The sequence below is a fragment of the Exiguobacterium sp. UBA6282 genome, assembly GCF_002440475.1.
Classification (GTDB): domain Bacteria; phylum Bacillota; class Bacilli; order Exiguobacteriales; family Exiguobacteriaceae; genus Exiguobacterium_A.
In genome coordinates, this window is sequence record NZ_DJUM01000004.1 from 45262 (window position 1) to 56937 (window position 11676).

Annotated in this window: 15 protein-coding genes and 1 other annotated feature; all 15 genes read left to right on the forward strand. The window is 49.1% G+C overall.

Going from position 1 to position 11676, the window contains the following annotated elements; translation table 11 throughout:
* Window positions 1-9 precede the first annotated feature (9 nt).
* Window positions 10-1749 carry a fimbrial assembly protein gene (locus tag B2751_RS00610; RefSeq protein WP_290772074.1) on the forward strand — a complete coding sequence of 580 codons (1740 nt, stop codon included), beginning with the start codon at window positions 10-12 and terminating at the stop codon, window positions 1747-1749.
* On the forward strand, window positions 1746-2480 hold the full coding sequence (locus B2751_RS00615; protein WP_290751819.1) for a hypothetical protein: 735 nt from the start codon (window positions 1746-1748) through the stop codon (window positions 2478-2480). The genes B2751_RS00610 and B2751_RS00615 overlap by 4 nt, the downstream gene beginning before the upstream one ends.
* A 107-nt stretch (window positions 2481-2587) precedes the next feature.
* Window positions 2588-3163, forward strand: coding sequence for a Maf family protein (locus tag B2751_RS00620; protein WP_056062542.1), 576 nt, complete (start codon window positions 2588-2590; stop codon window positions 3161-3163).
* 46 nt (window positions 3164-3209) lie between these two features.
* Window positions 3210-3842 (forward strand): RadC family protein, encoded by a 633-nt coding sequence (radC, locus tag B2751_RS00625; protein WP_050677672.1) that lies wholly within the window; start codon window positions 3210-3212, stop codon window positions 3840-3842.
* 162 nt (window positions 3843-4004) lie between these two features.
* Window positions 4005-5039, forward strand: a complete 1035-nt coding sequence (locus B2751_RS00630) for a rod shape-determining protein (protein ID WP_029342258.1) — start codon at window positions 4005-4007, stop codon at window positions 5037-5039.
* A gap of 14 nt (window positions 5040-5053) precedes the next feature.
* Window positions 5054-5938: a rod shape-determining protein MreC gene (gene mreC / locus B2751_RS00635; RefSeq protein ID WP_056062539.1), complete on the forward strand. Its 885-nt coding sequence runs from the start codon at window positions 5054-5056 to the stop codon at window positions 5936-5938.
* Entirely contained in the window at window positions 5931-6434 is a 504-nt protein-coding gene (mreD, locus tag B2751_RS00640; RefSeq protein WP_035406481.1) for a rod shape-determining protein MreD, read from the forward strand. The genes mreC and mreD overlap by 8 nt, the downstream gene beginning before the upstream one ends.
* A gap of 3 nt (window positions 6435-6437) precedes the next feature.
* Window positions 6438-7112 (forward strand): septum site-determining protein MinC, encoded by a 675-nt coding sequence (locus tag B2751_RS00645; protein ID WP_035406484.1) that lies wholly within the window; start codon window positions 6438-6440, stop codon window positions 7110-7112.
* Between the two features lie 50 nt (window positions 7113-7162).
* A complete protein-coding gene (minD, locus tag B2751_RS00650) occupies window positions 7163-7966 on the forward strand; it encodes a septum site-determining protein MinD (protein ID WP_029342255.1) in 804 nt (267 codons plus the stop codon).
* 63 nt (window positions 7967-8029) lie between these two features.
* Window positions 8030-9370 carry a ribonuclease E/G gene (locus B2751_RS00655; RefSeq protein ID WP_290751810.1) on the forward strand — a complete coding sequence of 447 codons (1341 nt, stop codon included), beginning with the start codon at window positions 8030-8032 and terminating at the stop codon, window positions 9368-9370.
* Between the two features lie 74 nt (window positions 9371-9444).
* Window positions 9445-9514 (forward strand) — a sequence feature (ribosomal protein L21 leader region).
* Between the two features lie 15 nt (window positions 9515-9529).
* Complete coding sequence (rplU, locus tag B2751_RS00660; protein WP_012370978.1) at window positions 9530-9838, forward strand: 50S ribosomal protein L21; 309 nt, start codon at window positions 9530-9532, stop codon at window positions 9836-9838.
* 3 nt (window positions 9839-9841) lie between these two features.
* The gene (locus B2751_RS00665; protein ID WP_023468945.1) at window positions 9842-10180 is read left to right on the forward strand and encodes a ribosomal-processing cysteine protease Prp; all 339 of its coding nucleotides are present in this window, start codon (window positions 9842-9844) and stop codon (window positions 10178-10180) included.
* Between the two features lie 14 nt (window positions 10181-10194).
* Window positions 10195-10479, forward strand: coding sequence for a 50S ribosomal protein L27 (gene rpmA, locus B2751_RS00670; RefSeq protein WP_290772078.1), 285 nt, complete (start codon window positions 10195-10197; stop codon window positions 10477-10479).
* Between the two features lie 105 nt (window positions 10480-10584).
* Window positions 10585-11067 (forward strand): Spo0B domain-containing protein, encoded by a 483-nt coding sequence (locus B2751_RS00675; protein ID WP_290772080.1) that lies wholly within the window; start codon window positions 10585-10587, stop codon window positions 11065-11067.
* A gap of 11 nt (window positions 11068-11078) precedes the next feature.
* Window positions 11079-11676 (forward strand): Obg family GTPase CgtA (gene cgtA, locus B2751_RS00680; RefSeq protein WP_290772082.1); only part of this gene is annotated, 598 nt, incomplete at its 3' end.

Genomic DNA, 11676 nt, shown 5'->3' on the forward strand with positions numbered 1-11676 from the left:
AACGTACATATGGCGCAACGGCGTAAAGGGACTTATATCTACTTTAATTTTACCGATGTCGCAATCTTCGGTGCGGTCGTCAAAAAAGGCGTCATCAAGCGTTGGGCAGTCGTCGCGCTGCCGCCAGGAACACTTCAAGGAGGCTGGTTACAGCCGGAAGCCTCGCTTGATTTCATCTTTGACGGATTACTGACGAAACTAAAAGTACCGCGTGGTTCGCAAGCGGTGCTCGCGCTCGATGGTTCACTCGTTCTCGCCCGGAAACTTGATATTCCGGAGACGATCGAGACGAATCAAATCCGTGGCTATTTGTTTATGGAGATCGGACATAGTATCGTTTTACCGTTTGAAGAACCATATTTTGATTACACGGTTCTTGAAGAAGACGGCAAGCGGGAAATCATGCTCTATGCCGCCCCAAACGAAGCGCTAAAGCAATACACGCAACTGTTCAAACAAAAGCATTTGCGACTGGTCGCAGCTGAACCTCAACCGCTTGCGACCTACTTCGGGATTGAATCTCATCACCCAGTTACAACAGAAGCCGATACTTTATTGATCTGGAATGCGAATGCGACGAATCACCAGCTGATCATCATCGAAGATCACGTACCACGTCTGATTCGCTCGGTCGACACGTTTGCGGCTGACGCGTGGGATGTTGATGTCATCGATGATCAATTGCATTATCGTTACCGCTCGGATGATCCGACGGTCGAACTCGTCTTAGATGAGATGTTGCTCGAGTTCTCGCGTGTGCTCGATTTCTATCGTTTTTCGCTCGCGCGCGAAGGACGAGAGATCACGAATGTCGTCCTTGCCGGGGACTTCCCGTTCCGTGATGAACTGGCAACACGTTTCCGGTCGAACTTTGATTTAAGTCTCGATGAAATTCCAGATATGATGACGATTGACGGACAGTCAATTCCACGAGCGTACTTACCGCTCGCTGGTCTTGCTTCACCGCGAAAAGACCGCATCAACTTATTACCGGAAAATGACGAAGCACCGAAATATCCGCTTGTCGCTTCACTCATTCTGTTGTTGTTCGGCGGACTCGCTGGTGGTTATCTCTACTGGCAAACCGATCAATTCGCGGATCGCGTCGAATCGACGAACGATCAAATCCAGATCGTCCGTCAGTTGCAGTCGGAATCGGACCAATCGGCGAAGCAGGAAGTCGCGCAACTCAAACAGACAGTCGAAGGACTCGAGACGACGCCACGTCCTGCCGTACCGACGCTTGAACGGATTACCCGTTATCTCCCAGAACGCGGTTATATCCTTCAATTCGCGTATGGTGCGAATCATGCCGTGACGATGACGACCCAATTCGAGACGCTTGATGAACTAAACGATTTTTATCGTGAATTGTTGACAGATAAAGTCTTCTCAGGAACGAACCTTGCGAGTGTGACGACACGGACGATGAATGAAAAGGCGGATGTCGTCACGACGACGACGGTTGATCCGACGACCGGGCAAGAAATTCCGACGACGGAAATCACACCGTCGGATGATGCAAAATCTGAAGAACCTCGTTATATCGGACAATTCTCGTTGAACGTTAACCCGACGGAAGTCGTCAAAGGCGAAACGAACGAAGCTGATCCGGCAGTACCAAAAGAAGATCAGCCAGCTGAATCGGAAACGGATAGCTCGACGGAAGCGACTCCTTCAACCGATCCGACGACGGAGACGACTGATCCGAATGTAACGACTGAAATCGAGGAGGTGCCGGACAATTGAAACGTTATAGTAGCTTCATCCTCCTCGGTCTAACGATCTTGATCGTTCTCGGTGCGGTCGGTTACTTCGGTTATACGACGTATACGACACACCAAACGTTGCAAGAAAAAGAAGCGACGTTGAAACGGGAACAGATGGTGCTCGAGCAAGCGAAAGCGAACGAACAGAAAGTCGACGTCGCTGAGTCGAGCTTCCTGCAACAAAAAGTCCCGGTGACGGCAGCGAACGATGACGTCATCGATGCGATTAACGCGTCGAGTCAGATTGCCGGTGTCAAAGTCCAGTCGATCACGTTTGGTCAGGCGACTACAACGCCAACGCCACAGTCACCGGTGACATCAACGCCTGCCGTTGACGGAGCAATGGCGACGGAGTCTGATCAAGATCAAGCGACAACAGCTGCGGCGACAGGAACAACCACAGCGAATGCGACGCCACTTCCGGCGTCATTGACGGTTGAAGCCCCGTCGTATCTTGAATTGATGGCATTCTTAAAACAAATCGAGCGGACGGATCGAATCACGGTCTTACGCCAAATCCAGTTATCGGGACCGGAAGAACCGGGTCCGAGTAGCGGAACGCTTTTGCTTGAGGATGAGATGCTTTCATTCACAGTCGAGATCGAATCGTATTATCGTCCGGACCTGACGAAGTTGACGCCGGATAAGCAAACGCCACTCGAGGAGAAGACACCGAAGTCGGATCCATTTGTCGATGTGACAGGAAATTAAAAGAAAACAAGCGGTTCCTATGCTGTTAGGGACCGCTTGTTTTTTGTTAGACTATTCGATGACTCGAATTATCCGATTCGAAATTAATGGGAAAGAACGTGATACTAATGATAACGCAACCACACTTGATTCTCGCCTCAGCTTCACCACGCCGGACGGAACTCTTGCAGCAAATCGGAATCGTTCACGCAGTCGTACCAGCGAATGTCGTCGAAGAAGCGCCGTACCCGATGTCCCCGCATGAATACGTCCGTCATCTATCGCAAAAGAAAGCGCGAGCGATTACAGCGGACGGTGTCATTCTGGCAGCTGATACAGTCGTTGCAATTGATGATATGATTCTCGAGAAGCCGGCAGATAGGGGAGAGGCACGGGCGATGCTCGCGCGTCTATCGGGACGCGCACATGAAGTCGTGACAGGAGTAACGATTCGCTTTGGTGAGAAGGAAGAGACATTCGACGTGACGACACACGTTCGTTTTGGTGCATTGCCAAACGAATGGATCGAAGGCTATATCGCGACGACCGAGCCCTATGATAAAGCGGGTGGATATGGTATTCAAGCGATGGGTGGTCTGTTCGTCGAAGCGATCGAGGGCGATTACTATAATGTTGTCGGATTGCCGATCCACGAAATCACGAAACGTCTCGCGTCCTTTGCGATCAAGCCGATGTTTGCGTAATCCTGAAACAGAGAGGTCGGATGCTGTGATTGAATGGCCGAAGGATATGGTTCAGTTGAAAGGCTTAGCACAAGCGACGACAGTCGAGTTGTTGGCATGTCTTGTCCGAAGCGGAACGCGCGACCGGACACCGCTCGAAATCGCGGAAGAATTACTGCACATCTATCCTTCACTGATTGAACTCGAGGCAGCTGGAGTCGGTGGACTCGAGAAAGCACCAGGTGTCGGAAAGGCAAAGGCGTTGCAAATCATGGCTGGACTGGAACTCGGTCGTCGTCTCGTCACGGAACCGAAGTGGGTTCGACCGACGATCCGTTCACCGGAAGACGCCGCGGAGCTGTTGTTAGAAGAAATGCGCCTCTATCAACAGGAACATTTCATCTGCCTGTATTTGAATACGAAAAATGAGGTTGTCTCGAAAAAGACGTTATTCATTGGAGGATTGAACACGTCAATCGTCCACCCGCGAGACGTCTTCCGGGAAGCGATTCGCTGCTCGGCTGCGAACTTCATTGCCGTCCATAATCATCCGTCCGGTGATCCGACGCCAAGTCGGGAAGATATCGAGGTATCCGAGCGACTTGTTGAGGCAGGACGACTCATTGGAATCAGTTGTCTTGACCACATCATCATCGGGCATGGACAATTTATTAGTATGAAACAGCGCGGATTTATGTAAGAATAACGTCTGAAGGGAAAGTTTCGTTTCTTTCCGTCAGACGTTTTTTTGTGTGTTTTCTAAGGCGAACTGTAAACAAGCTGTAACGTTTTAACGCTTTCCAATGAAGGCTTTTCCGTTATAATTAGTGAAGTGTATTCTCAGAGAGGGGTTTTTTGAATAATGTTTGGATCATTCAGCCGTGAAATCGGCATTGACTTAGGTACGGCTAACACGCTCGTGTATGTAAAGGGGCAAGGAATCGTCGTCCGTGAACCGTCCGTCGTTGCTTTCCGTACGGATACAGGGAAAATTGAGGCAGTTGGTAATGCAGCAAAAAACATGATCGGTCGTACGCCGGGTAACGTGACTGCACGACGCCCGATGAAAGACGGGGTTATCGCGGATTATGAAACAACCGCTACGATGATCAAATATTTCATGGATCAAGCTTCAAAGAAAAAAGGCTTGTTCTCTTCTAAGACGAACGTCATGATCTGTGTACCAAGTGGTATTACATCGGTCGAAAAACGTGCGGTTGAAGATGCAGCGAAACTTGCGGGTGCGCGTGAAGCATACACGATCGAAGAACCATTCGCAGCAGCAATCGGTGCAGGTCTTCCGGTTTCAGAACCAACAGGCTCGATGGTCGTCGACATCGGTGGTGGTACGACAGAAGTTGCTGTCATCTCACTCGGTGGTATCGTCACAAGCCAATCGATCCGTGTCGGTGGTGATGAGATGGATGAGTCTATCATTCGTTACATCAAATCGAAATACAACTTGATGATTGGGGAACGGACAGCTGAGACGTTGAAAATGACGATCGGTTATGCTCGCATCGATGAAGAATCAGAGAACGAAACGATGGAAATCCGTGGACGCGACCTCGTCACAGGTCTTCCGAAACAGATCGAAGTCACAAGTGCTGAAATTTGTGACGCACTTTCAGATACGGTCGAAGCGATTCTTGCAGGTGTTAAGCACACGCTTGAGCAGACACCTCCTGAATTATCAGCAGACGTCATGGACCGCGGTATCGTCCTGACAGGTGGTGGGGCGCTCTTGAAGAACCTTGATGCTGTCATCGAAGACGAAACACGTATTTTGACACTCGTTGCAGAAAACGCACTTGATTGTGTCGCAATCGGTACAGGAAAATCACTCGAGATGATGAATGTCCTTCGTTCGAAATCAGGCATCTCGCAAAAAAGATAAGGACGGGATGAGCGATGAAGCGATTTTTAAATAATCGAAAACTGCTCATCACACTCCTTAGTTTTCTCCTTTTGGTGATCTTAATCGGGATTTCGCTGCAAGGGCGTAACCAATCCCACTGGTATCAAAGCTTCGTGCGTGATACCGTGGGCGTCGGTCAACGCCTTTTCGCGACACCGATTGGCTGGATTGATGATACGGTCACTTCGATTAAAGAAGTGCGTGACGTGTACAAAGAAAATGAACACTTGAAATCACGATTGAACGACTATGCCGGCAATGCCGTTAAAGTCCGTGATCTTGAGCGTGAGAATAAAGAATTAAAAGACATGCTCGACCTCAAAGGTTCGATTCGCGACTATAAACTGTTACCGGCAGAGATGATCGGGCGGACATCGTCCGAATGGCAACGGTTCGTGACGATTAACATCGGCGAACAAAAAGGGGTCAAACCGAACATGGCCGTCGTAACAGCAGATGGATTGATTGGTCGCGTCATCCAGGCGAGCGCTTATACGTCCCTTGTGCAGTTGATGTCGGATACGAGTCGGACGAATAACGTTTCGGCAACGGCAGACGACACGAAAGGAAAAGGAGTCTTCGGAACGATTGAAGGCTTCGATGAAGAGACGAAACTACTCAAGTTCACGAAAATTCCGAACGATGCGAAGCTGAAAAAAGGGCAGACCGTCACGACGTCCGGTCTTGGTGGAAAGTATCCGAGCGGGATCGTCATCGGAAAAATCGAAGAAGTGAAATCCGATCAGTATGGGGCTTCGAAAATCGCATACGTCAAACCGGCAGCAGACTTCGAACAGTTCGGTCATGTCTTCGTGATTGAACGCGAAGCGAAGGAACCTTTCGCTGAGACCGATAAGGGAGGGGACACTCGTGAATAACGTTAAGTTGTTTTTCGCCGTGTTCCTTCTTTTTATCTTAGAAGGAACGTTGTTCGCGGGACCGCTTGGAGATGGTTCGCCGTATGTCATTCATACGACCTTGATCGGTCTGATGTTCCTCGGTCGGTACGGGAAGCTTGAACAAGCACTCGGATTCGGACTCGTTTTCGGATTGCTCTATGATTTCGTGTACTCGGATATTATCGGAATTTACTTATTTGCGTTATCCGCCATTCCGCTTTTTAGTAGCTTCGTGCTAAAATATGTAAAGGAGAACGTATTGACGATTCTCGTCACGTTCACGTTCAGTGCCATTTTGTATGAACTCGATATATATTTCTTCACGGCTTCGGTCGTTGGTGTCGGGGTTTCCTTCCAAGAACTCGCGACACAGATCATTCCAAGGAGTTTGGTTGCCCAGTTGATCGGGATCATCATCCTGTATTATCCGATGACCCGACTCGTGCAGTCGACCCTTGACGAGAAAAGAGGATGAGTCATGATTGAGCGTAAACGTTATGTAACGATGAAAGGCCATCGTGGTGGCCTCGCCGTCTATGTGAATGAAAGGTGCAGTGTGGATGAATTTCTTGACGATTTAGAGTTGACGCTTGCGGACAAATCCGTCGAGAACGGACGCGCCGTACCCATCACCTTCTTCTTCGGTCGACGTTATGTCGATGAAGGGGTGTTGACGGCCGTCGAATCTATCGTCGCGCGACATGATTCCTTCTCTTTCAAAGGCTATGACAGTGAGTGCATCACGAAAGACGAGGCAAAAGCCTTGTACGGAGAGCGGACGTTCCATTATTTTGGTGGCACGGCACGCAGTGGGCACGTATTAGACGTTGAAGGTTCGATCGTCATCATCGGAGATATCAATCCGGGGGCGGTCGTCCATGCGACAGGAAGTATCTATTGTCTCGGAGCTTTGCGTGGTACCGTTCATGCAGGTAAAGGTGGTAATACGGAAGCAGTCATCGCTGCAAGTGTGTTGCAACCGAAATGGGTCGCGGTCGCTGGAACCGTCCATGAGGAGCCGGATGACGCACCGATTCCTGCTCTCGATATGGGCTGTGCATTTTTAGGCGAAGACGGGGTGGAATTCTCCCGCCTTCAAACCGTTCCGCTTGCGCGGATGGATCAGTTTGCGATTGATAGTGAAAGAGGGTGACGGATATGGAACAAGTGAAAGAACAGGTACATATGGAGGCGAAGACGAATATGGGACGCGCCATCGTCGTCACATCCGGTAAAGGCGGCGTCGGTAAGACAACGACGACGGCGAACATCGGAACAGCACTTGCATTGATGGGGCATTCGGTTTGTCTCGTCGATACAGATATCGGGTTACGCAATCTGGATATCGTGCTTGGTCTCGATAACCGGAGTATCTATAACATCGTTGACGTCGTAACGGGACAATGTAAATTGCACCAAGCGCTCGTCCGCGATAAGCGTTTTGAAGAGATGTATCTGTTGCCTGCTGCTCAATCAAAGGATAAGTCCTCCGTCACACCCGAACAGGTGAAGGCAATCATCGACACGCTGAAACTTGAATACGATTTTGTATTGATTGACTGCCCGGCAGGAATCGAACAAGGATTCATGAATGCGATCGCTGGAGCGGATGAAGCCGTGGTCGTAACGACACCGGAAAAAGCAGCCGTCCAAGATGCGGACCGGATCATCGGGATGCTCGAACGCTCAGAACGAAACATCGTTCCAAAACTCGTCATCAATCGGGTGCGTTCGCACATGATGGCATCAGGTGATATGCTCGATATCGATGAGATTATGCGTATTCTTTCAATCGATCTGCTTGGTCTGATCATCGATGATGAAGAAGTCATCGCCGCTTCGCACCGTGGTGTTCCCGTAACGATGAATCCGGATAACCGGGCTGGACTCGGATACCGAAACATCGCGCGTCGGATTCTTGGGGAGTCCGTACCACTACTTGATTTAAATGAACAACCGCAAAAAGGGTTCTTCGTCAAATTGAAGAAGATGCTTGGGATGAAATAAGAATGGGAAATTAGACTAGGACGACATCGTCGCGCCTAGTCTAATTTTTTTGGAGGGATCAGTATGCGATGGATTAGTGAACAGACCGCTTCACTCGAACGATTGGCGTTGGTCGAAGGCGGTCGATTGATTGAATATCATGAACGGATGCGTGACGAGATCCGGGTCGGAACGTTCGTTTATGCCAAGGTCGACCGGTTGCATCCGACGCTCGGAGCAGCCTTTTTGATCGCGACTGACGGTACGCCGCTTTACTTACCGCTTAATGAAACGGTGGAAGCACTTCGTCGCTATCCGGACGTGCCAACGATCGGACAAGCCGTCCAGGTCGGGCAGACATTGCTCGTTCAGGTCGTCAAGGAAGGGGTCGCACCGAAGCAACACAAGGTGACGCAGAACATCACTTATGGTGGACGTTATCTTGTCTATTTCCCGTACGGTCGCCGCGTCCGTTTCAGTCGGAAGTTGGATCTCGTCGTCCAGCGTCAACTGGCGGAGCAATTGACGACGACGGAAGAAGAAGGGATTCTTTACAGGACGGAGGCAGCGAAAGCATCAATCGACGAATTGAAACAAGAGTTACAGTCATTACGGATACGGCATAAAGAACTCATGCAGGCGCCGCGTCTTGAGCAAGACGAGGCATTGATCGTCCAGGAAGCGAAGCGACTTCCGCATGTCACCGATGCGCTCGTCATGACGCGTCAGGAAAAGGAACGACTCGAATTACTCGGTCTGTCTGTCGAACGCTCGCTACGAAAAGGACGCTTACCCGAGATGGAAGCCATTGATGGGGCAATCGAAAAAGCGATGCAACGGGTCGTCTGGCTCGACGGAGGAGCGTATCTCTTGATTGAAGAAGTCGAGACGATGACTGTCATCGACGTCAACAGTGGGAAGACGATTTCGGTCAAAGAACAAAAGCGGACGTTTGACCAGATCAACGAAGCGGCTGCCGTCGAAGTCATGCGGCAATTACGGTTACGTAATATCAGTGGGATGATTGCGATCGATTTTTTACGTGGCTCAAGTAAGGGTCAGACACGGGTGACCCAACTTCTCAAAGAACGAGCCGCACTCGAGACGAAACAAATCGAAGTGTATGGATTTACGAAGATGGGTTTATGCGAACTGACGCGACAACGACACGGAAAATCATTGCAGGAACGATCGCAGGAATCCGGTCAATGGACACGATTAAGCGTCTATCGGTTAATTGAACCGAAATTGCTTGAGATCGCGACCTATGCGGAAGCGGTCGTGATTCGCGCGCCGCGTCACTTGTTACAAGACGAATTCATCTCTCGCCAACCACTCGAGGTGCACGTGTTAGAAGGCGATCCAGCCGTCCTATTCACTGGGTCGTCACAGGACTGTCTCGATTTCATCAAGCGATCGGAATAATCCTTCAGAACAGCATTGACAAGGTGGAAGAACGTTTGGTATTCTGAATAACGTTAGTTCGTTTGGAAGCACCCAAATGACTACAACCGCACAGACCGGGTTTTAAAGCATCTGCTGCCCGTGATGGCGAGTCTGAGTTCCTAAGAGGAGGTGCACGTAATGTACGCAATTATCAAAACTGGTGGTAAACAAGTCAAAGTCGAAGCTGGCCAAGAAATCTACGTTGAGAAATTAAACGCAGACGTCGACAGCACAGTTGAATTTGGTGAAGTATTGATCCTTGGTGGTGACGATGTTAAAGTCGGCGCTCCACTCGTAGAAGGTGCGAAGGTCGTAGCAACGGTCATCAAACACGCTCGCGCGAAAAAGATCACTGTCTTCAAAATGAAAGCGAAAAAGAACTACCGTCGTAAGCAAGGTCACCGTCAACCTTACACGAAGGTCCGCATCGAGAAAATCGAAGCGTAAGCCATGATACGTGTCAAGATTCGACGAGATGAAGCGGAACTCGTCCGCTCCATCGAAGTGACAGGACATGCCGAGTTTGCAGAACCAGGTCTCGACCTTGTCTGTGCCGGCGTATCGTCGGTGATCTTCGGGGCATACAATGCCATAGAAGCATTACTCGGGCAGGTCCTGCTCCTTGAAATGGCAGAACAACAAGAGGGTGGCTACTTTTATGTAGAACCGTACGCTGACTTAGCACCGGATGTCAGTGAACGCACCCAATTGTTACTGGAGGCGACTTTGGTCCAGCTTGGTACCATCGCTGAAAGTTACGGTGAGTTTATCCAACTTGAACAAGTATAGGAGGTGGATTCCACATGTTGAAACTTAATCTTCAGTTCTTCGCATCGAAAAAAGGGGTAGGTTCTACACGTAACGGTCGTGACTCTGAATCAAAACGTTTAGGTGCTAAACGTGCTGATGGTCAATACGTTTCTGGTGGTTCAATCCTATACCGTCAGCGCGGTACTAAAGTTTTCCCTGGTGAAAACGTAGGTCGTGGTGGAGATGATACTCTATTCGCTAAAATTGACGGTGTCGTAAAATTCGAACGTTTCGGTCGTGACAAGAAAAAAGTTTCTGTGTACGCTGAAGCAAAATAATAACACATTAAAGCACTGAACATCATGTTCAAGTGCTTTTCTTTTTGATACAGTGTTCGTCCCAGTCGTACAGTCTTCTGTTATAATGTCTTAAAGGAGAATATAATGAAAGCAGTCGATATTTATTTACGCGCGAAACATGATGTCAGCAATCAACTGCAGCTGATCAATGGTTACCTTGAATTAGGACATTATGAACAGGCAAAAGCGGCAGCAGAGCGGTGGACTCAAAGAGTTCATGAAGAACAGCAGTTATTCCGGCTGCCATGGCCTGCTTTTCTTGAGGCGGTTGTCAATTATCAGACAACAGCCAGTCGTTACAGCTGGAGATTTGAAGTGAATTCTAAAGGTGACGCTGCCAGTGATGCCTTTGTAACTTCACAGTTTGACCGGTGGATGAGTTTTATAGCAACGATTCCTGCTGCATATAAGCAGCTCATTGAAATCGAACTTTTTGATGAAGAAGAGACGATAGACGTCCATTTTATTCTATCAGGTGGAGACTACAGTGATGTACAGGGTGATGAAGCTTTTGACTGGGTCATCAGCGACCATATGATAACAGCAGCATTTAAAATTAATAGATAAGAGGTGTACAGATGTTTGTCGATCAGGTCAAAATTAACTTAAAAGCAGGCGACGGTGGTAACGGCATTGTGGCTTATAGACGTGAGAAATATGTACCGTTAGGCGGTCCTGCAGGTGGCGACGGTGGCAAAGGGGCTTCCGTTATCTTCGAAGTAGACGAAGGATTAAGAACATTGCTCGATTTTAGATTCCAGCGGATGTTCAAAGCAGATAAAGGTGAAAATGGACAAACGAGTAATATGCACGGGCGAGGTGCGAAAGATTTAATACTGAAAGTACCACCGGGCACCATCATCAAAAATGCTGAGACTGAAGAAGTCATCGCTGACCTTGTGGTGCACGGCCAGCAGGCAGTGGTCGCAAAAGGCGGCCGTGGTGGCCGAGGTAACTCGAGATTTGCCTCAGCTTCGAATCCCGCACCGGAGTTCAGTGAAAACGGTGAGCCGGGTGAGGAAATCGAAGTAGTACTGGAACTTAAGTTGATGGCAGATGTTGGATTGGTCGGCTTCCCAAGTGTCGGTAAATCAACATTATTATCTATCGTGTCAAAGGCCAAACCTAAAATCGGTGCCTATCATTTTACAACAATCAAACCGAATCTCGGTGTCG